27 protein-coding genes and 1 tRNA gene are annotated in these 26,741 nt (G+C 46.0%); 2 read left to right on the top strand and 26 right to left on the bottom strand.

Going from position 1 to position 26,741, the window contains the following annotated elements:
* Positions 1-18: 18 nt before the first annotated feature.
* Complete coding sequence (hemG, locus tag DDZ15_RS10580; RefSeq protein WP_109647056.1) at positions 19-1,362, bottom strand: protoporphyrinogen oxidase; 1,344 nt, start codon at positions 1,360-1,362, stop codon at positions 19-21.
* A gap of 273 nt (positions 1,363-1,635) precedes the next feature.
* Between hemG and DDZ15_RS10575 the strand changes: the two genes are divergently transcribed.
* Positions 1,636-2,460 (top strand): NAD(P)H-binding protein, encoded by an 825-nt coding sequence (locus tag DDZ15_RS10575; RefSeq protein WP_109647055.1) that lies wholly within the window; start codon positions 1,636-1,638, stop codon positions 2,458-2,460.
* A gap of 14 nt (positions 2,461-2,474) precedes the next feature.
* Here the strand turns inward: DDZ15_RS10575 and DDZ15_RS10570 are convergent, their stop codons facing one another.
* From DDZ15_RS10570 to DDZ15_RS10560, 3 genes are all read right to left on the bottom strand, one after another.
* On the bottom strand, positions 2,475-3,134 hold the full coding sequence (locus DDZ15_RS10570; RefSeq protein WP_109647054.1) for a metal-dependent transcriptional regulator: 660 nt from the start codon (positions 3,132-3,134) through the stop codon (positions 2,475-2,477).
* 41 nt (positions 3,135-3,175) lie between these two features.
* Positions 3,176-3,694: a thioredoxin family protein gene (locus DDZ15_RS10565; RefSeq protein ID WP_146198570.1), complete on the bottom strand. Its 519-nt coding sequence runs from the start codon at positions 3,692-3,694 to the stop codon at positions 3,176-3,178.
* A gap of 79 nt (positions 3,695-3,773) precedes the next feature.
* The gene (locus tag DDZ15_RS10560) at positions 3,774-6,347 is read right to left on the bottom strand and encodes a SpoIIE family protein phosphatase (RefSeq protein ID WP_109647052.1); all 2,574 of its coding nucleotides are present in this window, start codon (positions 6,345-6,347) and stop codon (positions 3,774-3,776) included.
* Positions 6,348-6,460: 113 nt separating this feature from the next.
* Between DDZ15_RS10560 and DDZ15_RS10555 the strand changes: the two genes are divergently transcribed.
* Positions 6,461-7,228 (top strand): NRDE family protein, encoded by a 768-nt coding sequence (locus DDZ15_RS10555; RefSeq protein WP_109647051.1) that lies wholly within the window; start codon positions 6,461-6,463, stop codon positions 7,226-7,228.
* Positions 7,229-7,351: 123 nt separating this feature from the next.
* Here DDZ15_RS10555 and DDZ15_RS10550 read toward each other — a convergent pair whose 3' ends face one another.
* From DDZ15_RS10550 to DDZ15_RS10445, 22 genes are all read right to left on the bottom strand, one after another.
* A complete protein-coding gene (locus DDZ15_RS10550; RefSeq protein ID WP_109647050.1) occupies positions 7,352-7,948 on the bottom strand; it encodes an MlaC/ttg2D family ABC transporter substrate-binding protein in 597 nt (198 codons plus the stop codon).
* A gap of 17 nt (positions 7,949-7,965) precedes the next feature.
* Positions 7,966-9,348, bottom strand: coding sequence for a TolC family protein (locus DDZ15_RS10545; RefSeq protein ID WP_158278680.1), 1,383 nt, complete (start codon positions 9,346-9,348; stop codon positions 7,966-7,968).
* Positions 9,349-9,447: 99 nt separating this feature from the next.
* Positions 9,448-9,532, bottom strand: a tRNA-Ser gene (locus tag DDZ15_RS10540).
* 27 nt (positions 9,533-9,559) lie between these two features.
* A complete protein-coding gene (locus DDZ15_RS17070) occupies positions 9,560-9,877 on the bottom strand; it encodes a GIY-YIG nuclease family protein (RefSeq protein ID WP_423242073.1) in 318 nt (105 codons plus the stop codon).
* Positions 9,878-10,002: 125 nt separating this feature from the next.
* Positions 10,003-10,896, bottom strand: a complete 894-nt coding sequence (atpG, locus tag DDZ15_RS10530) for an ATP synthase F1 subunit gamma (protein ID WP_109647047.1) — start codon at positions 10,894-10,896, stop codon at positions 10,003-10,005.
* 3 nt (positions 10,897-10,899) lie between these two features.
* Complete coding sequence (gene atpA, locus DDZ15_RS10525) at positions 10,900-12,516, bottom strand: F0F1 ATP synthase subunit alpha (protein ID WP_109647046.1); 1,617 nt, start codon at positions 12,514-12,516, stop codon at positions 10,900-10,902.
* A gap of 19 nt (positions 12,517-12,535) precedes the next feature.
* Positions 12,536-13,078, bottom strand: coding sequence for an ATP synthase F1 subunit delta (gene atpH / locus DDZ15_RS10520; RefSeq protein WP_109647045.1), 543 nt, complete (start codon positions 13,076-13,078; stop codon positions 12,536-12,538).
* Positions 13,079-13,089: 11 nt separating this feature from the next.
* The gene (gene atpF / locus DDZ15_RS10515; protein ID WP_109647044.1) at positions 13,090-13,608 is read right to left on the bottom strand and encodes a F0F1 ATP synthase subunit B; all 519 of its coding nucleotides are present in this window, start codon (positions 13,606-13,608) and stop codon (positions 13,090-13,092) included.
* A gap of 35 nt (positions 13,609-13,643) precedes the next feature.
* Positions 13,644-13,865 carry an ATP synthase F0 subunit C gene (locus DDZ15_RS10510; protein WP_109647043.1) on the bottom strand — a complete coding sequence of 74 codons (222 nt, stop codon included), beginning with the start codon at positions 13,863-13,865 and terminating at the stop codon, positions 13,644-13,646.
* Between the two features lie 35 nt (positions 13,866-13,900).
* The gene (atpB, locus tag DDZ15_RS10505; protein ID WP_109647042.1) at positions 13,901-14,959 is read right to left on the bottom strand and encodes a F0F1 ATP synthase subunit A; all 1,059 of its coding nucleotides are present in this window, start codon (positions 14,957-14,959) and stop codon (positions 13,901-13,903) included.
* A gap of 15 nt (positions 14,960-14,974) precedes the next feature.
* On the bottom strand, positions 14,975-15,361 hold the full coding sequence (locus tag DDZ15_RS10500; RefSeq protein ID WP_109647041.1) for a hypothetical protein: 387 nt from the start codon (positions 15,359-15,361) through the stop codon (positions 14,975-14,977).
* Entirely contained in the window at positions 15,362-15,535 is a 174-nt protein-coding gene (locus tag DDZ15_RS10495) for an AtpZ/AtpI family protein (protein ID WP_158278679.1), read from the bottom strand.
* A gap of 39 nt (positions 15,536-15,574) precedes the next feature.
* Entirely contained in the window at positions 15,575-16,021 is a 447-nt protein-coding gene (locus DDZ15_RS10490; RefSeq protein WP_109647039.1) for a bactofilin family protein, read from the bottom strand.
* Positions 16,022-16,036: 15 nt separating this feature from the next.
* Positions 16,037-16,885, bottom strand: coding sequence for a M23 family metallopeptidase (locus DDZ15_RS10485; protein ID WP_109647038.1), 849 nt, complete (start codon positions 16,883-16,885; stop codon positions 16,037-16,039).
* Between the two features lie 61 nt (positions 16,886-16,946).
* Positions 16,947-18,422: an IMP dehydrogenase gene (gene guaB, locus DDZ15_RS10480; RefSeq protein ID WP_109647037.1), complete on the bottom strand. Its 1,476-nt coding sequence runs from the start codon at positions 18,420-18,422 to the stop codon at positions 16,947-16,949.
* 86 nt (positions 18,423-18,508) lie between these two features.
* Complete coding sequence (locus tag DDZ15_RS10475; RefSeq protein WP_109647036.1) at positions 18,509-18,832, bottom strand: hypothetical protein; 324 nt, start codon at positions 18,830-18,832, stop codon at positions 18,509-18,511.
* Positions 18,833-18,938: 106 nt separating this feature from the next.
* Positions 18,939-20,231 (bottom strand): adenylosuccinate lyase, encoded by a 1,293-nt coding sequence (purB, locus tag DDZ15_RS10470; protein ID WP_109647035.1) that lies wholly within the window; start codon positions 20,229-20,231, stop codon positions 18,939-18,941.
* Between the two features lie 15 nt (positions 20,232-20,246).
* Positions 20,247-21,737: a M48 family metalloprotease gene (locus DDZ15_RS10465; RefSeq protein WP_109647034.1), complete on the bottom strand. Its 1,491-nt coding sequence runs from the start codon at positions 21,735-21,737 to the stop codon at positions 20,247-20,249.
* Between the two features lie 62 nt (positions 21,738-21,799).
* Entirely contained in the window at positions 21,800-23,677 is a 1,878-nt protein-coding gene (locus DDZ15_RS10460; RefSeq protein WP_109647033.1) for a DUF2779 domain-containing protein, read from the bottom strand.
* A 19-nt stretch (positions 23,678-23,696) separates the two neighbouring features.
* Positions 23,697-24,752, bottom strand: coding sequence for a UDP-N-acetylmuramate dehydrogenase (gene murB / locus DDZ15_RS10455; RefSeq protein WP_109647032.1), 1,056 nt, complete (start codon positions 24,750-24,752; stop codon positions 23,697-23,699).
* Positions 24,739-26,154 (bottom strand): hemolysin family protein, encoded by a 1,416-nt coding sequence (locus DDZ15_RS10450; RefSeq protein ID WP_242978996.1) that lies wholly within the window; start codon positions 26,152-26,154, stop codon positions 24,739-24,741. Before DDZ15_RS10450 ends, murB begins: the two co-directional genes overlap by 14 nt.
* 120 nt (positions 26,155-26,274) lie before the next feature.
* Complete coding sequence (locus tag DDZ15_RS10445) at positions 26,275-26,715, bottom strand: single-stranded DNA-binding protein (protein WP_109647031.1); 441 nt, start codon at positions 26,713-26,715, stop codon at positions 26,275-26,277.
* Positions 26,716-26,741: the final 26 nt, after the last annotated feature.

Here is a 26,741-nt window from a genome sequence, read left to right as displayed (position 1 = left end):
TTGCTATCACTTTCCGTTTCACCCCGAAAGTCTGTCGCCCAGCTCCATTCCGTTTTTGATGCAATCGGGTACTGAAACCCCACCCCTGAAATTTCCTGCAAGGTGCAGCCCCGGAAGTTCACTCTCTATCTGATCGAACACGTTCAGTATTTCATCGTAACCGGGATGATACGATGGTATTGCGTTTGGCCAGTAAATATGGTCTTTCATGACAGGTTCGCCTGTTAGCCCGATAAGCTCAAAAAGCTCTTTTTCCACTCTTTTAAACAACTCTTCGCTCGAAAGGGCAGCTGCTTCGGGCTGGCGTCCGCCACCAATAAACACGGTAAGAAGATGCGAATCGGAAGGTGCGCGGCCCGGAAACAGGGTCGATGAAAAAAGCGCCCCCAGAATCGACCTCTTTTCAGCTTCAGGTACAAGAAAACCAAACCCATCCAGTTGATGATCGATATCGGCTTTTTTATATCCCACAATCATAACCGAAAGTGGCTGATATGTCACTTCCTGAAGCTTACTGAGCATCGAATCCGGTACCGGCAGCAAATCGGTTCCCCACCTGTACAACGGAATATTCACTACAACATCGGAGTACGGACCTTTCACCTTTCCGTTCACACGCAAAGTCCACCCATCGGATGACTGCAGAATTTCGGTAACCTCACTTTCAAGGTTCAGGTGCTCCATCTTCTCTGAGAGAGTATCAGTGAGCATTTGCATCCCGTTTTTGAACGAAATAAGCTTCCGTTTCACACGGCCGCTTTCTTTTCGTTTTTTACGGCCCAAAACCGTTCCTTTTACAAGTGAACCGTACTCTTTTTCCAGATTGTACAGAAGCGGAAATGCATGCCGTACAGCCAGATCCTCCGGATTGGATGCAAATATACCCGCTACGAATGGATTGATGGCGTAATCCAGAACCTCACGGCCCAGTCTTCGCTCCACAAATGATGCCACTGTTTCATCGGGGTCCTGAGATCTCCCGATAAAAGGTTCGGCCAGAATTCGCAGCTTCGACCCAAATCCAAAAAGCGGGGTTTTTACTGCGGAAGCTAAAGATGATGGCAACGCCATCAGGGTGTTGTCTTTTACTATAAAGCGTTTTGAAGCGGCAGGGTTGGCTTCTACAATCGCATCATTCAACTGAATCCGGCTCAAAAAGTCGGCCACCTCTCTGTCTTTCAGAAGCAGTGTATTTGGTCCATATTCATACTGCCAGTTCTCTTTTCTTTCTGTCTTTATTGAACCGCCCGCTTCTGCCCTTCTTTCAAAAAGGTGGGTTTGGGTTCCGTTTTGCTGCAGAATGTAGGCAGTAACAAGACCTGTAATCCCCGCTCCGATGACGGCTATTTTTTTTTCAGACAAGACACTTCAGCTTTTTGGACCGTACTTTCGGCCGTTAATTTACCTTTACTTCCGGTTTGTATAAAATAAGCTTCTTTATCATGGAAAAAACATGGATTCCTATTCTTTGTTCCGTATAAATTTAAATCTCTTTGTCATTTCTGCCTTACGCCGCATTCTCAGTTTTACGGCAAACTGTACAATGCAAATCTGACCTGCTGAACGATCGCCACTTTTTCTTTATTTATCATCAATCAGTGATTACCTTTTCTGCCCAATTAAACGTTTTTTCAAATGGTTGTATCAATATTGGGATGCGGGTGGCTGGGATTGCCGCTTGCACAATTTTTAAAAAAAGAGGTGTCCGGCATTGCAGTGAAAGGATCTACCACCTCAAAAAGTAAATTACCGCTGCTCAAACAGGCAGGTATAACATCGTATTTGATTCGTCTGCCTGACGATTTACACGATTCTGATTCCGCATCCTTCTGGGAATCCGATATCCTGATTCTGAATATACCACCTTCCGCCGGTACAGATCCGACACCGGACTCATACCCCCAACTTATTTCAGATATCCTGAAACGGGCTGCAGAGGGCGGCATTTCTAAAATCATCTTTACCAGCTCCACATCTGTTTACAGCAGCACAGGAGGGTTAACAACCGAGGAGCACGCCAAACCCGGTACTGCAGCAAGACCATCCGGTGAGGCTGTTCTGAAGGCCGAAAACGTCATTATGGAGTCAGGTCTCGAATACGTGATCCTGCGTCTTGGCGGTCTTTACGGATACAACCGGCACCCCATCAAATATCTTTCCGGAAGAAAAGGGCTCCGTGATCCGCTGAAACCGGTTAACCTGATCCATCAGGATGACTGCATACGGGTTATTGCTGAAGTGCTTGGAAAGGAAATAAAAAATGAGATCTTCAATGTGGTATCGGACGGACATCCGCCGCGAGGTGAATTCTATACGTCAGCTGCACGGCATTTTGAACTTCCGCCGCCTGAATTCAAAGATACTCCGGCCATCGATTATCGGGTGGTTTCGAATAAAAAGCTGAAGAAAGAGCTGAATTTCAGCTTTACCTACCCCAATCCCATGGATCACACTCCATAAGCAGAGACTGATTATTACTCCTGAATCACAAAAATGCTTTCGGCTACGTTGTAGCCTATGGATATTTTCTTATCTGCAATTTCAAGTGTAATGGGTCCATCAAAAGGCTCCCTGTCAACAATTCTCAGTTTTACACCGGGAATCAGCCCCAGCTTTTCCAGGTAGCGCAGCAATTCAGGGTTTTGATCCTTTACCCTGCTAATCATGCAATGCAGGCCGCTTTCGAACTCTGACAGCGGATAGGTTTTCATGACAGGCATCTCTCCGTCCTTACTTGGAATGGGATCTCCATGCGGATCGAATCGCGGATCATTTAGCATCTCCGCAATTTTATCCCCAAATTGCTCGGAAATGTGATGCTCCAGCTTTTCAGCTTCCTCATGCACCTCATCCCAGGAATATCCCAACATCTCCTTCAGGTACAGCTCAAGAAGACGGTGATGGCGAATAATTTCCAGAGCAATTTTTCTGCCCGGAGCGGTAAGCCTGGATCCGTAGTACGAGGTATAGTCAACTAACCCTCTGTCCGAGAGTCGTTTCACCATATTTGTAACCGATGCATTTGACACCTCCATCTCAGAGGCCAGCCGTGAGTTGGAGACGCCTCCCTCCTCTTCGTTCTCCAGCTTGTAAATTGCTTTCAGATAATCTTCAACTGACTGACTGCGGGACATGTGGTTAGTAGGATAAATTCTGAAATAAAAAGGTGGTCTGTTTACCTGCGCCCGGTGTACTCCTGAAAAGACTGTTCAAGGTATGCATCGCTGCCCACAAACGTAAGGAGTGCTGCAAAGACCTCTGTTTCTATAAAGCCCGGTTGAGAACCTATGATTGCACCTTCCGAATTGAGAAAATAGGTTGTTGGCACACTCTCATTTTCAAGTGCCGATGCAAATTGTGATTCCGTCATTTCTGTACCGAAATAGCTAACCGGCGAAGGTGATTCCACATTGATTTTCACCCAGATAAAATACTCTGAAATGGCTTTTAGCACTTCTTCGCTTGTATATACGTTGCTGTGCATTCTCTGGCAATAGGGACACCATTCAGCATAAACGTCGATAAGTATCTTTTTCTCCTCCCTGGCGGCTGCTTTTAAAGCTTCCTCCAGGCTAACGGGATTGATATTCCGGTCAACAGCTTCCATGCTTTGAGACTGTGCCAGTGCGGTAGAGCTCAGCATGACTACCGAAATCAATGAAAACAGTGTGAAATAGAGTGCGGAAAGTTTCATAACATTCAAAATAACGAAGTTCCCGCAAAAAAGTGATGTTTGAGGCTTATTCTTACTTTTTCCTCTGTTTTGCGGCCGGTCACTGCTTCCGGATAATCAGCATTGTCATATCATCATGCTGACTGGCACCATCAGAAAATCTCTCCAAATCATCCACAATTACCTTAAGCAGTTTCTCCGGAGATAAATGACAATTTGCACGAATCAGTTTTTGAAGCCGTGCCTCACCATAAAACGAGTCATTGTTGTTAACTGCTTCAACCACACCATCCGTAAACATGATCAGCACATCGCCTTTTTCAAGCTTAATGGACTGTTCACTTGTGTTCTTTTCAAAGACCTCTTGATCCGCCATACCAAGACCTATGCCAAGGGGAGTATACTCATGAAGCTTTTCTTCCTTGATACTGTAATAGAGTAAGGGGTTATGACCTGCGCGCGAGAACCTGAACAGGCTGTTTTTAAGATCAACAACCCCAAAAATAAGTGAGATAAATGTTCCTTTATCCGCGTTCTTCCTGAACAGTGTATTGCTTTTAGAGAGCACATCAATGGTTGAATAGAAATCGTTGCAAAGGGCATGAAGTACACCTTTAGTAAACGTCATGTAAAACGCAGCCTGAATGCCCTTTCCGCTAACGTCGCCAATCGTTACAGCCAGTGTGTCATCATCCAGTTCAATAAAGTCGTAATAGTCCCCACCCGTTTCATATGCAGGCTTACATATTGCAGCAATTTCCAGCCCCCTGAAATCGGGTGTGCTTACCGGCAGAAATGACTGCTGAACCTTCCTTGCAATCTGCAGCTCCTGTTTTATTCTCTCTTCCTGTGCGAGCTCCTCAATGTACTCTGGAATAAATTCAGGTATATCACTGTTTAACTTTCCCTTCCTTATGGAGTATATACCTGCAATGAGCGTAAGAACGATCAGTGCCATGTGAATATAAATCAGCGTTACATCGGGCGAATGATCCACAAGCCAGCCGGACGGGGAATAAAGAAATCCGGTTGTAAAGAAAAGGGTAACAAATACGGTCAGGAAATCTTCGTAATAGTAGATTAAACCCGCTGAAATCCCTATCAATCCAAGCAGCAACATCTCGGTGCTAAACGGTCCAACCTGAACTGCGAGAGGATTCATTAAAGCGAATATGACTCCTGCAGCCAGAATTACTGTAACTGCTGACTTCTTATATGATCTTAAATATGAGATTACTATCAGAAATACCGCCTCACAGATAATAAAGATCCAGAGGAGGTTGCCAAGAGTTGTTACCACGCCCGGCAGATACGTACTCGACCCGTAGAAGGCCTCCTCTACTGTAAGATAACCCGGTAAAAGGGCATACATCAGAGCCCACAAGCCTGATAAAACAAACGAATAGAGTGTACCCCTCAAAAGCGCCAGGCCCACGGGACGGCTTGCAAAATGACCAATCCTTATCAGGTCCACGGTCCTGAGTTTGTCAACCCACTTTTCTCTGGTAATGGAATCTGCAATCGATGTTACCATAAAGTAGATCACAGATGTGAGTGCAGCAGTTATCCCAAGAATTGTAAGGACGGTGACCAGATATGAGAGTGAGAAAGAACCGAAATTGTATAAAAACTGGTACAGCAGCTGCATGAGCACGATAAACGGAAGAGTGAATCCAGCAAGAACGGCAACAAGCACTGCAGCCTTCATGTCGATAAGCCTCATCCGGAAACGAATAATCAACAGGATTAAAATCCAGAATATCCCCAGAAGTACAGCTCCTATGCGAATATTATTCACAAGCTCGCTCTGAGCGATACCGGTAGGCGGACTTTCCAAAAGCGTGTAACCCATCGAGATCAGTTGACCCGTTGCCAGAACCGTCAGGTTTACTTCCGTAGGATACCCTGGTATCTCATTGTCCCTGACAAATGTAACCAGGGCGGCTCCTGTTCCATCCGCATTTACAGCCTCGACATTCGAGACGATCAATTCCTGTTCTTCCCAGGTAGACAAACCCAGGTAATAACGCGCAATATCTTCAGCAGCTACCCTGTTCAGATAATTGATCTGACTGAGATCAATTGAAGACGGACCAGTCTCCGTTTCTTCATCATCCGGGTCGAACCTGAACTGAATGCGGTTTACCGGGAGTGAATCGGGAGGCAATGAGCCGGATATCTCTGTACCCAATATTCCCTCCAGAAGATCAGAATTAAATCCTGCTGATGGCAGTACGTTGGTGTTATTGTTGATACCCAGAAAATCGCCATCCTCATTCAGAAGGATCTGAACTACTCGCGTGGCGCTTAAATCGAGAAGCGGATTATCGCCTTGCGGTTCACCTACGAAAAAAGAGGACTCCCAAAAGTATGCAGGAAGACGCCTGCGCATCTCATTATTTTCGCCGTATTCGTCCAGTTCCATCCTTACCTGCAGGGAATCCAGAAGCCGCGGATTCGCCATAAACCTTGCTTTTGGTTCAAAATCGGACGTGTAGCCCAGGCTTCTGAAAACTACTTCCGATTTTTGAATAGCATCGGTTTCTGAGAGTTGATTCTCAGATACACTCAAAGGATGGTAGATGCCATAAAACCAAAAGAAAAGACCTAGGCCCAAAAAGCCGGCTATTACCAGTCCCCAATCCCGTTTTGTACTATCACTGAAAGTGGCCAAACTATTCTTTTTTAATCCCGATTCTTAAAAAATGATATCCGCCGGATTACATCGTATTTTACATGGATATGTTTCATAATTTTTAAGTTTATAAAAAACGGTTTCTATTCAAAATGTGCCTTACAGTTTTTGCATTTCAGGCAGACCCCGATTATCCTCTGATTTTTGCATCCAACCGGGATGAATTTTACGACCGGCCCGCCCAGCCTGCAACGTTTTGGTATGATCACCCCGGCTTGCTTGCGGGACGGGATCTTAAGGCCGGCGGCACCTGGCTGGGGATCACCAGTGATCATCGTTTTGCTGCAATCACCAACTACAGAGACATTGAGAATATCAAGGACAATGCACCCAGTCGCGGCGATATCGTAACCGCCTATCTGACATCCGGAATGGAGGCACCGGATTATTTAAAAAAACTCAGAGGCACTGCGGATCAGTATAACGGGTTTAATCTTATTGCCGGTACAACAACCGAACTTTGGTACTACTCAAATGAGCTTGACGAAATATCAAAAGTAGCGCCCGGTATACATACCCTGAGCAATGCTTTTCTGGACACACCCTGGCCAAAAACAGAAAAGGCTAAAGGCTGTTTCAGGCAAATCCTTAAGCACAGGCGGGCAGACCTGGACAATGAAGTTTTTGAGCTATTAAGAGACCGGGAAATTTTTCCCGACGATCGCCTTCCGTCAACAGGCTTATCGCCGCAGATGGAACGGCTGGTATCATCGATATTTATCACATCCGAATCCTATGGAACGCGCTGTTCCACGCTAATCAAAGCCGGTTCAAATACCGGGAAATTAAACACGTTCACCGAAAAGACCTACAAGAAGAGCACGGACGAGGCAGAAGGTACGGTTTCGTATAAGTTTTAACTTTGATACCGGTTGTGTCCGGACGATCAGTTATCTCTCAATCAACCTGAGGCTGGCCGCATTCGGGCAGCGAATATTTCTGACAGCTTATCGAGCATTTAGCAGTATGTATTCAGGCAATTGCTACGTAGTGGAGGATCTGGCAGCTCTGCGCTGCAGGCTTTCCATGAGTGCGTCAAACCCGTGCTGTCTGATTATGCTCTGAAACTGGCGGTTATACGATTCTGCAGTGGAAACTTCATCTATCGACATATCCGTAATAACCCAGTTGCCATTGTTGCGTTCCATTACATAATCAACGGAAGTTCGAACATTGTCGAGTTGTGCGGTGGTTCGCACATTTGCACTTCCATCGCTTATGTTGATTTCGTCGTAGGTCACTTCTGCGCGATAGATATCCAGCCTGTTAAGCGAATTGTCTCTGATAATTGTGGAAAAAAGGTTAACGAATTCATCTTTCTTCTCATCGGAAATCTCATCAAAGGTAGATCCCAGAGCCTGCCTTGCCATGGCCCTGTAATCTATAATATCATTGATAATGGTTTTTAACCTGTCGCGCTGTTCCTGGGAATACTGATTTCCTTCGGGACCAAGAAGCTCCTTTATCTCTTCGTCACGCTCATCCAGCATGCTTCTGATTTCCTGCTCTGCAGATTGCGCAATCAGCGTACTGCCAATGAACATAAAAACTGTAATTAAAAAGAAGAATTTCTTTGTCATGTCGCTATTCCTGATGGTTAATTCGTGCTCAATTGATAAATGGGGATACCCGAAGCCTTATACAGTGCTGCAACCTTCTTATTAAAATCGAACACATTTTGTTTCAGCTCAACACGTAATTCTAATTCTTTCTGAACAGCTTCAAGCAGGTTCTCCACGTCTCCAAAACCGATATCGTAGTTAAGTTGTTCATTTCTAACCCAGTTACGTGCTGTGACCAGCGCTTCGTCTGTACGCTTAACCCTTTCATCGGCAACAACAGCTTCCTGATAAGATTCAGTGAGCTCCAGCACAATGCCGTCCGTAAGTGCTTTTTTCAGGTCCCGGACCCTTCTGTATTCAATATCGGCTTTTTCCACGGAAGCTTTCATGGATCCAAAATTGAGGTTTTGCCTTATTCCGAAGCCAACCGCTGCAGATGCGTAGTTGGTACTGTTTATAATGAACGGATTGGTTTGTCGCGGTCGATTCGGTGTGTTGGCGTAGCTGCCCGACAAGCCCATAAATAGTAGCGGATATTGCTGAGAACGCACCGCTTCAGATGTTTTCTGGAGTGCATCAATGCCGTACTCAACACCTTTCAGCTCTGCACGTTCATTCATAGCCATCTGCTGATAGTAGCTGTAAGCTTCAAGTTCAAAAGGAACCGGGTCGAGAAATTGCTGAGCGGGCCTGAATACCTCATTGTTTTCATCACCCAGTATATATTCCCAGACCCTGCGCACTCTAGCAGCACTCTCCTCCACCTCTTTTCTTCTTATCTCAAACTCTGACCGGTATATTTCGAATTTGAATACGTCAGATTCTTCCAGATCCGGGTTACCCTCTTCGCGCATCTCTTCTATCTGCTCTTCCACCCTGGTAATCTGTTCAGATGCATCATCCAAAATAACCTGAATCTCTTTTACCAGGAGAAAACTGTAGTACAGATCATAAAGCTGTATCTCTGCCTCCGATCGGGCGGCACTAAATTGATGTTGGGCCGCTTTAGCACCGGCTTCAGCTGCTTCTATCGCTTTTGTGATGGCTCCCCAACTGAAAACAGGCTGTACTGCACGAACTTCAGCCCGTGTAAAAACCGCCCAGTTTTCCCAGTCGTTTTCCAAATTTGGATCCAGATAGAGCTGGCTGTCAGGCAGTCCCAGGGGCGAATTAACACCCGGCACCACACCATGCTGGGTACTCAGCTGGAAGCTGGGCAAAAATCGCTGGGACCGAACCTGATCGCTTCTATTTTCTGCAAGATCGACTGCACCCCTTTGGTAGGCAACTTGTCCGGATTTCTCAAGACCGCGCTGAATAAATTCAGTTAGATTTACACGAACTGTATCCTGTGCTCGGATTTGCGGCTGTATAAACAATACTGCAGGCATCAGGACAAGCAGAATTCTTTTGATCATGGTGGAGGATTGGTGTTCACATTTCAAAGCCACAAACGCAAATACCTCAGTTTTATTTAAAAAGAAAAGCCCCATGCTGAAAGCCGGGGCTTTTAAAAGCGGAGGGAGAGGGATTCGAACCCCCGGAGACTCGCGCCTCAACGGTTTTCAAGACCGCCGCATTCGACCACTCTGCCATCCCTCCAAAAATAGAGATTCGTTAACTACTAAATCAGATTATACCACTTGATTTCAAATAGTTATAACCATCAATAATTTTGAAAAATTGTTCTTTTTTGTATGCTTCCGATTTCGTCAGAAACTCTTCAAAATAGATCAATTTCCAGGGTCTGTAAGCTTTCGTGCTACGCACTTTACCAGCATTGTGTTCTTTAAGTCTTTTATCTAAGTCACCGCTGTGACCATAGTAATGAGACAAATTTTTCTCACTTTGCAAAATATACGCGCTGTACAAGCTCAACCTCAGTATGTTTAAAGAGCTTACCGGAGACTTGCGCCTCAACGGTTTTTCCGCCAACCGGCGGATCACTACGTGTCAAGACCGCCGCATTCCCCCGAAGGGATCCCTATGGGAGACCACTCTGCCATCCCTCCGGAAAAACTAAAAATAACAGGTTGTATAATTTTTACCTAATCACCTTGCAAAAAAGCTTTTTATGCATCCTCCAGAGCTGCAGCACCTGATACAATTTCAGATATCTCTGTTGTAATAGCACTTTGGCGAGCCTGATTGTACTCGAGTCTCAGTTCACGCTCAAGTTCCTTGGCATTTTCGGTGGCGTTGTCCATTGCCGCCATACGAGCTCCCTGCTCGGAGGCATTGGATTCCAATACCGCACGCCAAAGCTGCATATTAAGGTGTGCAGGAAGAATATCACGCAAAATGGTCTCCGTATCCGGTTCAAATAAGTAATCACCGTTGCCGGAATCGGGCTCTTCGTTATCTCCTGCGATCTTATCCGGCTGAATCGGCAGTACTTCATCAACCAATCTATTTTGCGCAATCACAGATTTGAATTCATTGTAGGCAAGAACCACTTTGTCATATGATCCATCGCTGAACCATGCAATCGCATTCTCCATGATTTCAGCCGTCGACTCATAATTCAGCTTATCAAAGAAACCTACATTCGATCCGGTAACATTGTATTTACGCTTTTTGAAATACGCATCTGCTTTGCGGCCAACAGTGATAATATCAAGATTGCCCTCTTCGTGAAACTCAGCGTACTTGGTACGGATCTTTTCCTCAACCACCTTGAACAAATTGTTATTGAAAGCACCGCAAAGACCCCGGTCGGATCCTATTACAATCATGAGGACGCGTTCGGTTGACTCGGGCTGTCGCAGTAACACATTATCCGAGCCTGACCCATCCACCAACCTTCCGACAACAGACTGTATCTTGTTGGCATAAGGCCGTGTTGCCAGCATACGCTGCTGCGCTTTTCTGAGCTTGGCAGCAGCAACCATTTTCATAGCCTTTGTGATTTGCTGCGTGTTTTCAATGGATGAAATCCGGTTCCGTATGTCACGAAGGTTTGCCATGGGTTATGCCTCAACCTCTGCCATCAATTGATCTACGGTTGTATTGGCAGTCTCGATGATCTCTTCTCCAAACGCATCATCCAGAACCCCGCTGTCGGCCAGTGCATCCAGTTTCTTGGAGAAACGCACACTGAGTGTTTCAAGAAACATCGATTCGAACGCCTGAATTTTGGTTACAGGAAGCTTATCAAGGATACCTTCACTGTTAACTTTCAGCAGAGCAATCTGCTGCTCGACAGGCAGCGGCTGGTATTCGCCCTGTTTCATCAGTTCCACCGTTCTCTCACCCCGCTTCAGCTGGCGCTGGGTAGCAGCGTCCAGGTCTGAACCGAATTTGGCAAACGCCTCCAGTTCACGGTACTGTGCAAGATCCAGCTTCAGCGTACCAGACAGTTTCTTCATCGACTTCACCTGTGCAGAACCACCCACACGCGATACGGAAATACCCACGTCAATGGCAGGCCGTACACCGCTGTTGAAAAGATCCGTATCCAGAAAGATCTGACCGTCAGTAATCGAAATTACGTTGGTCGGAATATACGCTGAAACGTCGCCCGCCTGCGTTTCAATAACCGGCAAGGCCGTCAAAGACCCACCGCCCTTCACTTTGGGCATCAGGCTTTCCGGAACGTTATTCATCATTTTCGCCACTTCATCATTGTCGATGATTTTGGCCGCTCTTTCCAGAAGGCGGCTGTGCAGATAAAATACGTCACCCGGATACGCTTCACGTCCCGGTGGACGTCTCAGCAGCAGGGAGAGTTCACGATAGGCAACAGCCTGCTTTGAGAGGTCATCATAAATTACAAGGGCGTGTCGTCCGGTATCCCTGAAGTACTCACCAATCGCGGCACCGGCAAAGGGTGCAATGTAGCGCATCGGAGCAGAACTACTGGCAGGTGCGGATACAACCACGGTATAATCCATGGCACCATACTCTTTCAGGGTATTCACAATAGACGCAACGGTGGATCCTTTCTGACCTACGGCCACGTAAATACAAAATACAGGCTTGTCCGTTTGCTGTGTATTTTTTTGGTTAATTATCGTATCGATAGCTACCGCCGTTTTACCGGTTTGACGGTCACCAATAATCAACTCACGCTGACCTCGCCCGATGGGGATTAAGGAGTCGATAGCCTTGATACCGGTCTGAAGCGGCTCACTTACCGGTTCCCGGTAGATTACGCCCGGAGCTTTTCTTTCAAGCGGTGATTCTATAGTATCGCCCGTGATTTCTCCCTGTCCGTCAAGCGGACGACCCAACGGGTCAATAACACGTCCCAGAATACCGTCACCAACATTAAGTGATGCAATACTTTTTGTACGCTTTACGGTATGACCTTCCTCAACAACGCTCGAGGAACCAAAGAGTACAATACCCACATTGTCCTCTTCAAGGTTAAGTACCATACCCCGCACCGGCTGGCCTTCACTGTCAATGGAATCGGGAAGCTCAACCAGTTCACCCGCCTGTACTTTCGACAGGCCGTATACCCTGGCGATACCGTCACCCACTTCCAAAACGGTACCCATATCGTAAACATCGGCTTCAGATTCAAATCCGGAAAGCTGTTTTCGTAAAATGGCCGAAACTTCGTCTGGTCTGACTTGACTCATTTTGTATCCTAAATGGTTTTTATTCTACAGCAGTAGTAAACTTTCGTTTAAGCTGATTTAATTTATACTTGGCTGAACCGTCGTAAACGGTATCTTCAATGCGGACAGAGAGACCTCCAATGAGGTCTTCATTTTTTTCGATCCGCATTTTAATGGTTTTGCCTGTAACGGTTTCCAATTCGTTTTTCAGGCTTGTTTGCTGTGCCTCGTTGAGCTCAAATGCTGTTTCAACATCCACCTCAATGATATTGTGATGCTCATTATAGAGCTTCATAAATCCTTCGCTTATGCCGAAAAGCAGTCCTTCCCGGCTCTTATCAGAAAGGATAGCAATGAGGCTGGAAGTCAGTTGCTGAACCTTGTCGTCAAATATCATCTCGAGTGCCGATTTCTTGACATCATTCCTGATGATCGGGCTCTTCAGAAACAGGGAGAGTTCCGAGGAACCTGCAATGGTCTCATGAATTAACTCCATATCTTCCTTGATATCCTCAAGCATATCCTGCTCGATGGCTGTAACAAGAAGGGCATTGGCGTATCTGCGAGCTGCTTTGGAAACCATAATTATATCGATCAGTTCTGTTTAGACAGGTCGTTGATGAATGAATCAACCAGTTTTTTATTCTTTGCCTGATCCAGCTCTGATTTCATAATCATCGAAGCCGCATTAATTGCCAGTTCCGACACTTCATTCCGCAATTCAACAAGTGCTTTTTGCTTCTCCTGCTCGATGGTTGTTCGCGCATTTTCAAGAATCTTTTCAGCTTCCTCTTTTGCTTTTTCGATCTTTTCAGATCGCATCAGCTCTGCGTCTTCCAAAGCCTGCTTGCGAATTTTTTGTGCCTTTTGTTCTGCTTCCCGCAGTGCTTTCTCATTGTCTTTTGAGACCTGCTCTGCTTTAGCAAGAGCTTTTTCGGCAGATTCAAGAGAGTCCTTGATCCTCGTTTCCCGCTCATTCAGTGCTTTCATGATGGGGGGAACCAGGTATTTATTCATCAAAAACAGAAACACCAGAGTGGAAATTGCCACCCAGATTCCAAATCCTGTATTAAATGAGAGAAGTCCCCCTCCACCTGCCAAAAAGTGTAGCATCTTACATCCTCTTTATTGAGTGTTGTATCAGTTAATTACTGGCCAATGCCGAGTGCAAGGAGAAGGCATACAATCGCACCGATAAGTGCAACACCCTCAATGAATACAGCGGTAAGAAGCATGGCACCGCGGATGTCGCCGGCCGCTTCAGGTTGTCTTGCAATACTTTCTGTAGCACCTTTACCGATCATTCCGATTCCGATACCTGCACCGACTGCAATGATTCCGGCACCAATGCCTGCTGCTAAAAAACCCATAGTTTTTACCTTTTGTTTGTTTTGATTATTGATTGTTATTGAATTTGTACGTCCTGTGCATGAGCAACCGACGTTTCATCATGTTCGTGATGATGCTCCTCTGCAGCCATACCGATGAAAACCGCTGAAAGAAGCGTAAATACATATGCCTGAATCAGAGCAACCAATGCTTTCAGGAAATAGATGGCCGCTGTCAGAGCAACCCAAACAATCCCTGAGGTTGCACCGATCGCCGCCCCAAACATGTCCGTAAAGATAAAGATCAGCCCCAGAATACTGATGATCATGATCTTACCGGAGAGCATGTTGGCAAAAAGACGAATAGCCAGGGCAAACGGCTTGGTAAACAACCCGATAATTTCAACGGGCGTTAAGATGATTCTCGTCCAGGCAGGCACTCCGGGAAATACAAATACGTGCTGCCAGTGATCTTTCGTTCCGCTGAACTGAGTGATAAAGAAAGTGATTGCGGCCAGAGTAGCCGTTACGGTAAGATCAGCGGTTGCCACTGCGGCCCATGGCAGAAGACCTACCATATTCATAAAGCCAATGGCCATAAAGATGGTAAACAGGTACGGCACATACTTCTCATACTTATTGTGCGGTATGAACTCCTTGGCGATGTCGTCTCGAATAAAGACGAATACCACCTCAAACATATTAAACAATACACCTTTGGGTTCGGTTTCGCGACCGGTACCTGACCTGTATTTTCTACCTGCCCATAAAGTAATGAATAGCGTAAAAAGCAGGCCCAACCATACGTAAACCAGATGTGATGTAATCGACATGTCTAAAGTGATCATTGCACCATCTGCACGCATCAGCCCCTGCTCGGTCTCCGTGAATTCGCCGGATTCGAGCATACTCTTTGTACTGGAGTAGAAATAGGGAGTAGAACCTACAAAAAGAATTCTGGGAAGATAGATTTTGCCGACCGCCGTTTCAAAATAGTCATGATCAGCCACTTTGCCCATCACATCTATAACGGGCTCTTCACTCTCGGAATCAGTTTGATCGGCAGCCAGTAAAACAGGATTAAGCACCAGTAAGAACAGTACAGCGGCAACAACTCGGCGCACAATTTGGGTCATTACAACAGCAGGATTTTAACCTGAAAGGTTTGTTAGTTTCTTATTTAATAAAATCACGTCGTTTACAGAATGGAAAATATAAGAAATTAAGAAACCAACAGTAAAGCTAAATTGATCAAATTTTTCAGTCAGAATTAAAACGAGAAACAGGGAAAGTACTATCAGAAAGCGAAGCAGCAGACCCGCCAAAAAGACCGGAGCAAAATGGGCGTCATCCACCTTGCGGGTAAAGAGTGAGAATAAATAGTGCATTATAACAGCCAGCAATCCAAGAATATAACCCGCTATCCATCCGGCAACTGTTCCTTCGGGTAAGAATAAAGCCGTAATCAGATGTAAAAATGCGTATATACCCAAAGCAGCAACAATCCGGGCTGGAATCTGCTTCTGAGAGTTCCCCATTTATTCTTCGTTTAGTTTTCGAATAAGACGGATCAGCATGAGTATGAACAAAATCACCGCCAACAGCACCCCTGAAAGTGTAAGATAGGGTGATGTATCAAAAACTGTATCGAGCCAGTAACCCAATAGTATCGGGGCACCCACTGCAACAGCAATCTCAGTGCCGAATGACACATATTGCAGATATGACTTAAATCCGGGTCCCCGCAGCAATTATTTACTCTCTGTTCTTTCCTTGGAATCGGCGCCCAATTTTGAAACAGTGGAACCGGCGGAAGATGATGTTTTGCCCTCAGTCCCCATTCTGCAAGCTCCGTTAATCTGCGCGCCTTCTTCAACGATCAGTGTTTTCGTGTACACATCACCATTTACCACTGCAGATTGCCGCAAATTGAGTTTGCCTCCCACGTGCAGGGTGCCTTCCACTTTACCGGCTACGTCAGCATCTCCTACCCTTGAATCGCCGTTTACCACACCGGAAGAGGTGATAATAAGCTTTCCTTTTGTTATGGCTTCACCTTCAACCACACCGGCTATGCGAATGTCGTTGGATGAATCGATGGTACCTTTGAATGTCGTTCCCTCACTGACCATGTTCAGTGCTGGTGATTGAGATGATTGTGTTCCGTTCACTTTATTGTCGTTTTTATTGTTAAACATAAGATTAATTGATACTCAGTTAAGCAGATACATTGATGGATTCTGGGGAACGCCGTTTTTCCAGATTTCGAGGTGAAGGTGAGAACCGGAGCTAACCACTCCCGTATCGCCAATCACGCCCAGAATATCACCTTTTAAAACAAAATCCCCTTTTTGTTTCGATAATCTTGCACCGTGTTTGTAGACGCTGATGATACCGCCCGCATGTTGTACATATACAATATAGCCATAGTTCACCGACCAGCCGTGGTCAATAACGGTACCGTCTGCCAGAACCCTGAATTCCGTACCCGGTCGTGCTGCAATATCCAATCCATAGTGGCCAACCGATGCATCATATCCCTGAGTGAGGGTACCCTGCAAAGGTGCGTCTGCGGGGAAGTCGGACGTACTGCCAACATTTCCGGAAAGAATAATTTCATTTTGCGACAGCATCTCATAAGCCTGTACAAGATCCTCGCCAGCCGAAACAGAAACAACTTCATTATCCTGCATCTGGAGTTCACTGTTGTTCACCGCAAATGTGGTGTCTCGCGAGCCCCGAAGTACTTCTCTCATATTTGCTAGCTGGCTGTCTCTTGCCTCCAGCGAATCCTGCAATGCTATAACCCTATCGCTGATATCAAGGACACTCTGTCTCAGGTCGGCGTCTTGCTGGTGCTGATAGAGAGATCCGAGAGGCGTCGCAAAAAACATGACTATCGTGATAGTCACCGAAATCATCACCACAAGCAGCGCCAGTTTTACAAGATCAGCCGCTCTCAATTTAAATGAGCTGGACCCATTTGGATCCTGTTCATCAATAACCACAACGGTTACGTCTCCGTCACGCTCGGAAAAAATTTTTCTCAGAAAATCCCACATAACTCTGTCTGGTTGTACAGTCTATTCATAAAAGAGAGATTTATGCGGTATTCGTTACCAATTAGACAGAATAGTTGGGAGCCTCCTTGGTAATCTGAACTGAATGAGGGTGGCTTTCCCGGTAACTGGCTGCCGATATCTGGACAAATTCAGAGTTTTTCAGCTCATCGATATTGGCAGCACCAACATAGCCCATAGCTGCACGAAGGCCTCCGATCATCTGGTGAACCACTTCACTCAGATAGCCTTTGTAAGGCACCCTGCCTTCGATACCTTCAGGCACCAGTTTTCTCAGATCGTCCTCTACATCCTGAAAATACCGGTCTTTCGACCCTCTGCTCATGGCACTGAGGCTGCCCATACCTCTGTATGATTTATACTTGCGGGATTCGTAAATAATCGTTTCCCCGGGACTTTCATCCACACCGGCAAACATGGAACCCATCATCACCGCATCCGCTCCGCCGGCCACTGCTTTGGGAATATCACCTGTTTGTTTGATCCCGCCATCAGCAATGAGACCAATCCCCTTTTTGGAAGTGAATTCTGATATTTCCATCACGGCCGAAAGCTGCGGAACCCCTACACCGGTTACAACCCGTGTGGTACAAATCGATCCGGGCCCAACCCCTACTTTCACCACGTCAGCCCCCGCTTCTACAAGAGCTTCGGCTGCCGATCGGGTGGCAATGTTGCCTCCTACCACGTTCAGATCTTTATAAGCAGATTTAATGGTTCGAACCATATCGATTACGCCGCTTGAGTGGCCGTGGGCCGTATCCACCGTTATAATATCCACACCGGAATCGACCAGGGCATTTACCCTATCCATGGTATCAGGCGTTACGCCAACCGCAGCTCCCACGCGTAGTCTTCCCATATCGTCTTTGCAGGCGTTGGGAAAATTCATCTTTTTCTCAATGTCTTTAAAGGTGATCAGGCCGACCAGAATATTTTTACTGTCAACGATTGGCAGCTTTTCAACTTTATACCTCTGCAGAATTTCTTCCGCCTCCTCCAAATTGGTATTCTCCTTGGCCGTTACCAGGTTTTCGCTGGTCATGATGGTTCCCAGCTTTTTATCTACGTAATGTTCAAAACGCAGATCCCTGTTGGTCACAATTCCTATCAGGCGGTTGTCGCTCTCAACAATGGGAATTCCGCCAATTTTATGCTTTTGCATCAATGCCCTGGCATCTTTGACGGTGGCGTCTGCCGGCAGGGTTACAGGGTCCACGATCATTCCGCTTTCGCTCCGTTTCACAAGCCGTACATGTTCGGCCTGTTCCTCGATTGTCATATTCTTATGGAGCATGGCAATTCCACCCTCCCTTGCAAGCGCAATAGCCATCCTGTATTCGGAAACGGTGTCCATGGCCGCGCTGAAAATGGGCACATTCAGCCTGAGCGTTGGTGTAAGCTGCACGGACGTATCCACATTGCGGGGCAATACTTTGGAATGATTGGGTACAAGCAATACATCATCGTAGGTTAACCCCTGGCGGGTTATCCTTGAGAAAGGAGAAGAGTTGTTCATTAAAATACTTCGCTTCGTTCACGTTTTGGTAAAGATAACAAATCATCATGAACTTCTTCACCCCAATTCCATGATTTAAAACACCATCACAAACGTTTCAGGCGAAGTGCTTCCATTGCGGTGTCAAGTGTGCAGATACCGTCAAGATAACTGTTTATCCAGAAGTCGATGCTCTCCCGTCTTTTTTGAACAAACGGGCAGTTCGTTGAATAGCTTCCGGCCAGCTCTTCTACATATCCTTTCACATCATCTTCAATTGCGATTTTTAATTCTGTCGGCAGCTCCGACCATCCGAGCATGCGGAACGTTTCGTCCGTTTTTTTGTACTCAACCTCCGCTTTCCTGAATATGCTTCTGAGAATGGGCTCTGCCCTGAATACCGGTTTTGTTTTAACAGCCTGATTTGTCATTGTGAACTCCGTTTGTTTATGTTTTATTCACAATGTAAATCCGCTAAGTGACATCTATGTGTCACCCCCTCTCAGATTTTTTTAAGAGATGTTTTCAACCGGTTTTTTACAATCCTGCCCGCCTGAAGATTTCGTCCACCCTGCGGGTATGGTGGTCCGTATTGAAAGCTTCCTCGATTTCATCAGAGCTGAGATTCCGGCTGATTACACTATCCGATTGGACCAACTCTCTGAATGGCCGTTTCTCCTCCCATGCTTTCATTGCCAGGGGCTGCACTGTATCGTATGCCCGTTCACGGGATAATCCTTTTTCAATAAGCATCAACAGAAGTCTTTGGGAGAATACAAGACCGTGCGTTTTTTCCATATTCTGAAGCATATTCTCAGGATACACCATCAGCTTCTCAATCACACCGGAAAACCTGTGAAGCATGTAATCAAGCAATATCGTTGCATCCGGGAGTATAATCCTCTCAACGGAGGAGTGTGAAATATCCCGTTCATGCCATAGCGGTACATTCTCATATGCAGACATCATGTACCCCCTCAAAACACGTGAACAGCCGGTGATGTTTTCCGAGCTGATCGGGTTTCGTTTGTGAGGCATAGCCGATGAACCCTTTTGGCCTTTGCTGAAAAACTCTTCTGCTTCGCGCAGCTCCGTTCGCTGAAGATGACGGATTTCGACGGCAATTTTTTCGAGGGTGCCGCCAATCAGTGCCAGGGTAGCCATGTAGAAGGCATGCCGGTCGCGCTGAAGCGTTTGTGTGGAAACCGGTGCAGGTTTCAGGCCTAAAAATTCACACGTCAGTTTCTCAACTTCGGGTGGTATATGCGCAAACGTACCTACCGCTCCCGACAATTTTCCGAATTCGACGCCTTCTGCAGCCATCTCAAATCGCTCCATATTCCGCTGCATCTCAGCATACCAGAGGGCGCACTTGAGTCCGAAAGTGGTTGGTTCAGCATGCACACCGTGCGTGCGGCCCATCATTACGGTAAACTTGTGCTCTTTTGCCTTTTCAGCGAGTGCTTCCGAAAACCTCTCCAAACCCTTCCGCAGAAGACTGTTTGCCTGTTTCAGCCGAAATCCGTTTGCAGTATCCACAACATCTGTGGATGTTAATCCGTAGTGAACCCATTTTTTCTCATCACCCAGCGTTTCCGATACAGCACGCGTAAAGGCAACCACATCGTGACGTGTCTCCTTTTCAATTTCATGGATCCTGTCGATATCAAAGGAAGCCTTTTCGTAGAGTTTCTCAACATCTGATTCAGGAATTTTTCCAATCCGGCTCCACGCCTTGCAAGCTGCCAGTTCAACATCGAGCCATGCCTGAAACTGGTTACGCTCACTCCAGATATCGGTCATCTCTTTTCTGGAATATCGATCAATCATAAATAGGTCTTTACGTTATTGAGTTGGAATTTTAATAAAGGTGCCCGCTTCAATCCGCTCGTCCAGATTTACCTGGTTCAAAATGGCAATCTCCTCGGGTGTAATATCCATTGGCAGGGTTCCGGGAAGCAGATTGCGGAACAGTGCGGACTCTGATGTTCTTTCAATCCGCAGGCGAACAGGCTCAATATTCAGTATTGACGGATCACTCAGTTCATCAAAAGAGAGTGACACACCATCAAATGCGGGTTCAAAATCATCATAGGCCTCAGAACTTGTATAACTCAAAAATTGATACACCCTGGAGTTAAACTCTACCGAGACTACATGCACAGTCAGTTCCCCGCTGTCAGTTTGAACGCTGTAGACCCCGCGGTATGCCGGCCATCTGTCGCTTGTCACCACGTCTCCGCTTTCAAGCGTTGTGAAGCCTTCCTCACCCTCATACTTCTCAACCGACTGCCGCGCACCGTCTGCTTCTGAATCGATACTGAAAATGATGACTGCATTTCCATTTTCATTCACCTGTATTACACGCGATGCTTCATTTATCACCTGCCATCCTTCGGCCGCATTGAACTGAAAACGCATTTCAGGATGTACAAATCGCCCATCGGTTACATAACCATTCCGCGGATTATCACCATAGATGATACCATCCAGCATCTGCATGTAGCTTTCCGTGTTGCGAATGGTTTGTTCATAGCCTTTCTCCTCCCACTCACGGGCCATACGCGGAATATTCTGCTCGCGTTCACCGGGATCCGGGTGGCTCGATAGCATATTTGGTATGGTTTGCCCCGATTCTTCCGAGATTCTTTTCAGGCTTGTGAAAAATTCAGCTCCCTCTTCTGCCGCATAACCGTTCATCGCGGCATATTCCACTCCCAGTTTGTCAGATTCTCTCTCATTGTCACGGCTGTAGCTGAGAAAAAGGAGCTGTGCAGCAGTACTGCTCAGGTTCAGCAGGCTTTCACCCGGCAGCCCCAGAAGTTCCTGGCCCAGAATTGCACCTCCAACAACTGCAAACTGCCCGATCGTTTGCTGAAGCCCTCGCTGGGAAGCATGCCGGGCGGCAACATGTCCGATTTCATGCCCCTGAACAACAGCCAGCTGGGCTTCATTATTCAGATGGGCAAGCAGCCCCCTTGTTACATAAACGTAACCGCCCGGCAGGGCAAATGCATTTACAACCGGGCTGTCGAGAACTCGGAACGTAAACTCCGTATTCTGATATTTTTCCGGTACATCCTCCCTGCGAAGATGGCTTTCACCGAGAATCTCACGGCTCAGCCTGTCAACATAACCAGCCACCTGTTCGTCAGGATATTCCCCAAACTGTGCTACAATTTCACTGTCGGCATTTCGTCCTAATTCTATTTCCTGCTCCCAGCTGTAGGCATAAGCTCTTTTTGATCCTGTAATCGGGCTTTCCTGAATCGAGCAGGACGATACAAACGCAAACAGAGTAAGAGTGGCAATCAGATGTAACAATAACTGTTTCATGATATTGGCTTTGTATAAGAATTCGCAGTAAAGTTACGGGTTAAGCTCCGCATTATCGATGATCATTTAAAAATAATGAGATCCTTATCTCCTTTTACCTGTACAGAACAACTACGAAGATGCCTGAAAAGGATTACCAGTGCATAGGAGTCGAGAGCACAATATCTTCGAAGAAGCGCCGGAATCACGTTCATTTCTTCACTGCCGAGCAAACCGCTTTTCAGACTGAGCCAGGCGTTCATCGCTTCCGAACCGTCACCGATCCTCTCATCGTTTTCAGAGAGTGATAAATAGGGGTCGGGCTGACCATCCGGTGAATGAGCCTCAAAGAGGTCAATATTCACGTCATGTATCTTAACATTTTTCTCAGTATCGGATCCCTCATGCTTCTGCCAGTTCAAAATGCTTTTCAGAACATGTTTTAGTCCGATTCCCTCATTCATGTAACAGTTGTAATAGTACTCCTCAATTACCCGGCTCAGGTCAAGAAATCTTGATGGATTGCCTGATCCGGCACCTCTCATTAACTGCTCCAGGGCATCTATTCCGGCTTCATATCGCATTGCATTCTTTTTGAAGCGTTTCAGAATATTCTTCATGGCGCGATATTCGAATTGAGAATACTGAATTACCGTTCCTTCTTCGATTCCAGGCACTGAACTCAGTTTTTCAATTAATGATACGTGCACATCGGTCCGTTCCGGATCCAGGTCAAGCCAGTCATGATGATGAATGGTGCCATTTTTGTGAAGTGTATGGCAGGAAAACTGAAAATAAACGGGCTGATACGGGTGTTCGCCGCGTTCAAGGGGCAATGCAAAGGTAGCTGCCTCAAAATCCAGAAAATGAAGCGGATAGTTTAACCGGTTTAATTCACGGATTCCTGCCCGGGCCCAAAGGGAAGGCAGCCGGACCTCTTTCGACTTCAGTAGCTGAAGCATGCGTCTCTTATGAATCGTAAACTTCTCACCGCTGAGTTTTTCAATATTTCCGAAGGAACTGAAGGGCTCCGAAGCGGGTACCTGCTCCTGATAATAAAATCCGTTTGCAGTCTCTGTGTCATTGCCATGGCCAATCAGCTCATATACGTGGAGGTCGGGAAAAACAACAGAATGATTCGGAAAAAACAACCTCCAGCACCCGTCACCATCTCCTTTCCCGGCAGGCATTCGCCTGAAATCACAGTATTTACATTCTCTGTGAATGCCTATATCAAGAATATTGCCGTCCTCAAGCGGTGTGTCTTCGATAAACTTGCAGGATTCTTTCACAGACATTCCTGTAAATGTTCGATGTGAGACCAACTCGGGAATGGCATTTCCAACATTATTTACGGCCTTGGTGGCGTCAACAGTCACAAAAAGTTCTTCTGTTTGTTCCGCAAGATCAGAAGTATCTGAATTCTCCCGTATCCGGCTCAATGATTGAAAAAGATTTGCATCGGTACTGCGGTATGCTTTGTTGGGAAAACAGAGCGTGGTGTGCAAGGATGAGGCATGCATGCACTCATTCAGCACAAATGAGCGATATGCGGCTTTTAACAGATAATTTGCCATACTGCGGCTCCTTACAGGAAATTGTACTTCATCATGCTCTGATCTTTTCCTGAGTTTACCATGAACCTGAATAATGGTATAGTTATCCTTTTCTTTAACCAGAATCGGTATTCTGGTAACAAAAATACCTTTTCTCAATACCGCTCCGCAGATGGTCACCGAATCTTCCTGAAGCCATTCAGATGTTTCTTTTTCCGCTTCGGAAAGAGAGTCGGAAGTGAACCTGCGGTTATTGAATTGGAGTGAAATCACATCCCTGAGCAGGAGCTTATTCCGGTGCCGGAAAGCTACCTTGCTGTTTGAACCCCCGGATTTAGAAGCAACATGGTACATTTTCAGAGGACACGATATTGCCTGCTGAAATGTATTGTCATAAATCCGCATCTATATGTCTGATTTGGTTTTAACCCACAATGTTAACCTCCGGTGTGAGTGCAATGCCAAACTTCTCGAATACGGAGGACTGTATTCTCTCTGCAAGCTGATAAATTTCCTTTCCTGAAGCGGAACCATGATTTACGATAACCAGAGCCTGGTGCTCGTACGTGCCTGTTTTACCTACTTTTTTTCCCTTCCACTCACACTGTTCAATAAGCCAGCCGGCCGGCACTTTTATGTACCCTTCCGCAGCTTCAAAAAAGGGAATGTCCGGATGATTTCTCTGAATCTGCTTAAACTGATCGCGGGGTATCACAGGATTTTTAAAGAAGCTTCCTGCATTTCCGATCTCTTTCGGGTCGGGCAGTTTGGATTTCCGGATGAAAACAACCGCATCAAAAATATCTCTTATTCCCGGATCTTCAATTCCTTTTTCCCTGAGACGTTGTGTAAGTGAGTAATAGTCCGTAATCAGGTTATGATCTTTCTTCGTAAGATTCAGCGTAACCGAGGTAACAATGGCCCTTCCTCTCAAATCACGCTTAAAAATGCTGTCACGGTACCCAAAATGACACTCCTCGCGGGTAAAGCTTCTGAAAGTGCCCTCCTGCACGTCAAAAAACTCAAGAGAGCTGAATACCTGTTCAATTTCTGAACCATAGGCTCCAATATTCTGAATGGGGGCGGCCCCCACTGTGCCGGGAATAAGTGCCAGATTTTCAATCCCGCCATATCCTCTCTGTACGGCAAACTCAACCAGGTCATGCCACACGTCACCGGCACCGGCCCGAACCTGAACACTGCTGTCATTTTCTGCCACGATGTCGATTCCTTTCAGCGAGATTTTCAGAACCGGCCGGGAAGGATTATCCCTGAACAGCACGTTACTGCCGCCTCCCAGGATAAACGGGTCAAATTTCCTGAAAAAACCTTCACGATAGAGAGTCTGAAGATCCTCTTTTTCAAGAATCTCGATGAAGGTCTCTGCAGTGGCCTCCACACTGAGGGTATTGAATGGGCGCAGACTGACCCGGTGTTTTATTTTCGGCTTACCTTTTTCGGGTAACTCAGATGCCTTCATCCTGCCTTTTATCAGGTTTGGCTTGTATGGTAAAATCCGGTTTCACGCGAAGTTTTTTTACACGGTTATTTTTCACCGAATGTACGGTAAGCTCAAGGTTTTTGTAATTGAGCCTCTCACCTACATTTGGAATTCGCTCTGTGAGATGATAGACCAATCCCCCAAGGGTTTCGTATTCATCCTCATCCGTTGAAATTTCTGTTCCAAGAATTTCATCGAGATCATCGAGGTCGATTTTGGCATCAAAAATATAAACGCCGTTTTTAAATTTGGTAAACAGTTTCTCTTCCTGTTCATCATATTCATCGCCAATATCCCCCACAATCTCTTCCAGAATATCATCGAGGGTTACAATCCCCTCTGTTCCGCCGTATTCATCCACAACGATGGCAATGTGTGTTTTTTCCTGCTGAAAATCTCTTAAAAGATCGTCGAGCTTTTTCGTTGCCGGAATAAAAAGTGCCTTTCTGGCAATGGTTTTCCAGTTAATAGGGCTATCAATCAACTCTGTGTTGATATAAGGCAGTATGTCTTTGGAATAAATTACGCCCATAATATTGTCCAGGTCATTTTCAAATAAGGGCATTCTTGACAGACCCTTCTCCTGTATGAGCTCCAGTACTTCAGGAAGGCCTGCGGTAACCGGAACCGCCACAATATTGACGCGGGATGTCATTATCTCACGAACGGTAATGTTTCCGAACTCAATCACATTCTCAATTATTTCCCTTTCATCACCTTTCAGAGACCCCTCCTGTTCACTCATTTCCGCCATTGTTTTAAGGTCTTCTGCCGTCATTCTGATATTGGGTTTAGGCAGAGACTTCTCAAGGCTCATTGTGCTTTCTGCAATCAGTTTCGAAACAGGGGTAAACAGAATAAAATTGGCATAGATAAATCCGCTCATACTCCGCGACACCTTCAGCGGGTTATTGATTGCAATTATTTTTGGTGTGATTTCGCTCAGAATCAGAATCATAAAGGTGAGAACCACAATCTCAACGGTATACACTATCGCGGCGGGAAATCCATAATAGGCCACAATTTTACCGGTTATCACCGCAGCCAGAACGGAGCTAACAATATTCGCAAATGTATTTCCGATCAGGATAGTGGCCAGCAGCTTTCTCGGTTTTTGGAGCATTTTGAGAATGCGGGTGTCTTTCTTCCCAAAATCACCATCCGTATTCAGTTTATCGATCTGATTGACAAGGGAGAAGAATGCCACTTCAGATCCCGAGTATGTTGCACTCAATACCAATCCGATAATCATAAGAGCGGTTTGAACGGCGAGTTCTGACATCACTATGGCTTGTGCGCCGCTGGCCGCAATAATGAATGCCGGGATAAACAATAAGCTTAATCCCGACCTCGTACTCGGAGGCTCGTCTTTTTTTTCCAAAAACTGGTCCTGAATTAACTTTGATTTGATGAAATATGATCAAAAAAAGATGGCGATCAAAAAAATTGAACGCCATCTCTGAATGTACAAAACTTCATTCAAATTTTATGGAGATTACCTTTAAAAAGGCAGGTCATCGTCCATATCGTCAAAACTGTCGTCTATCTCTACAGTCTCTTTCGCCGGCCTGTTGCTTTTTGATGCCGGTGCACTGCTTCCGCCCGAGTCACCCCGGCTGTCGAGCATCTGCATGTTCAATGCCTTAATCTCAGTGGTATACCGCTTTTGGCCTTCTTTATCTTCCCACTCTCGTGTTTGAATAGGGCCTTCAAAGTAAACCAAAGATCCTTTTTTGAGATACTGCTGGCAAATCTCAGCCAGTCGGCCCCACGCTACAATTCTGTGCCATTCAGTATTTTCCTGCAGCTCTCCGTTACGGTCTTTATATCTTTCCGTTGTAGCCACACTCATGGTAGCCACAGCGGTGTTGGATTGTGTGTACCGCACATCCGGGTCTGCACCAAGCCTTCCTATAACCATTGCCTTGTTTAATGAACTCATATCGAATCCTCAATTTTTTTGTTAAT

Origin of the sequence: Rhodohalobacter mucosus, assembly GCF_003150675.1 — a bacterium.
GTDB lineage: Bacteria > Bacteroidota > Rhodothermia > Balneolales > Balneolaceae > Rhodohalobacter > Rhodohalobacter mucosus.
This window is presented reverse-complemented; position numbering and strand designations above follow the sequence as displayed.

What these genes read in the sequence shown, in the direction of transcription:
- DDZ15_RS10460 (WP_109647033.1), bottom strand. Translation starts at nt 23,677, where the DNA reads ATGCGGATTTATGACAATACATTTCAGCAGGCAATATCGTGTCCTCTG.
- DDZ15_RS10545 (WP_158278680.1), bottom strand. Translation starts at nt 9,348, where the DNA reads ATGATCAAAAGAATTCTGCTTGTCCTGATGCCTGCAGTATTGTTTATA.
- murB (WP_109647032.1), bottom strand. Translation starts at nt 24,752, where the DNA reads ATGAAGGCATCTGAGTTACCCGAAAAAGGTAAGCCGAAAATAAAACAC.
- DDZ15_RS10565 (WP_146198570.1), bottom strand. Translation starts at nt 3,694, where the DNA reads ATGAAACTTTCCGCACTCTATTTCACACTGTTTTCATTGATTTCGGTA.
- DDZ15_RS10570 (WP_109647054.1), bottom strand. Translation starts at nt 3,134, where the DNA reads ATGTCCCGCAGTCAGTCAGTTGAAGATTATCTGAAAGCAATTTACAAG.
- DDZ15_RS10475 (WP_109647036.1), bottom strand. Translation starts at nt 18,832, where the DNA reads ATGACAAATCAGGCTGTTAAAACAAAACCGGTATTCAGGGCAGAGCCC.
- atpF (WP_109647044.1), bottom strand. Translation starts at nt 13,608, where the DNA reads ATGCTACACTTTTTGGCAGGTGGAGGGGGACTTCTCTCATTTAATACA.
- DDZ15_RS10510 (WP_109647043.1), bottom strand. Translation starts at nt 13,865, where the DNA reads ATGGGTTTTTTAGCAGCAGGCATTGGTGCCGGAATCATTGCAGTCGGT.
- DDZ15_RS10490 (WP_109647039.1), bottom strand. Translation starts at nt 16,021, where the DNA reads ATGTTTAACAATAAAAACGACAATAAAGTGAACGGAACACAATCATCT.
- DDZ15_RS10465 (WP_109647034.1), bottom strand. Translation starts at nt 21,737, where the DNA reads ATGAAACAGTTATTGTTACATCTGATTGCCACTCTTACTCTGTTTGCG.
- atpG (WP_109647047.1), bottom strand. Translation starts at nt 10,896, where the DNA reads ATGGCAAACCTTCGTGACATACGGAACCGGATTTCATCCATTGAAAAC.
- atpH (WP_109647045.1), bottom strand. Translation starts at nt 13,078, where the DNA reads ATGGTTTCCAAAGCAGCTCGCAGATACGCCAATGCCCTTCTTGTTACA.
- DDZ15_RS10555 (WP_109647051.1), top strand. Translation starts at nt 6,461, where the DNA reads ATGTGCCTTACAGTTTTTGCATTTCAGGCAGACCCCGATTATCCTCTG.
- DDZ15_RS10575 (WP_109647055.1), top strand. Translation starts at nt 1,636, where the DNA reads ATGGTTGTATCAATATTGGGATGCGGGTGGCTGGGATTGCCGCTTGCA.
- purB (WP_109647035.1), bottom strand. Translation starts at nt 20,231, where the DNA reads ATGATTGATCGATATTCCAGAAAAGAGATGACCGATATCTGGAGTGAG.
- atpA (WP_109647046.1), bottom strand. Translation starts at nt 12,516, where the DNA reads ATGAGTCAAGTCAGACCAGACGAAGTTTCGGCCATTTTACGAAAACAG.
- DDZ15_RS10500 (WP_109647041.1), bottom strand. Translation starts at nt 15,361, where the DNA reads ATGGGGAACTCTCAGAAGCAGATTCCAGCCCGGATTGTTGCTGCTTTG.
- DDZ15_RS10485 (WP_109647038.1), bottom strand. Translation starts at nt 16,885, where the DNA reads ATGTGGGATTTTCTGAGAAAAATTTTTTCCGAGCGTGACGGAGACGTA.
- atpB (WP_109647042.1), bottom strand. Translation starts at nt 14,959, where the DNA reads ATGACCCAAATTGTGCGCCGAGTTGTTGCCGCTGTACTGTTCTTACTG.
- DDZ15_RS10550 (WP_109647050.1), bottom strand. Translation starts at nt 7,948, where the DNA reads ATGACAAAGAAATTCTTCTTTTTAATTACAGTTTTTATGTTCATTGGC.
- guaB (WP_109647037.1), bottom strand. Translation starts at nt 18,422, where the DNA reads ATGAACAACTCTTCTCCTTTCTCAAGGATAACCCGCCAGGGGTTAACC.
- DDZ15_RS10445 (WP_109647031.1), bottom strand. Translation starts at nt 26,715, where the DNA reads ATGAGTTCATTAAACAAGGCAATGGTTATAGGAAGGCTTGGTGCAGAC.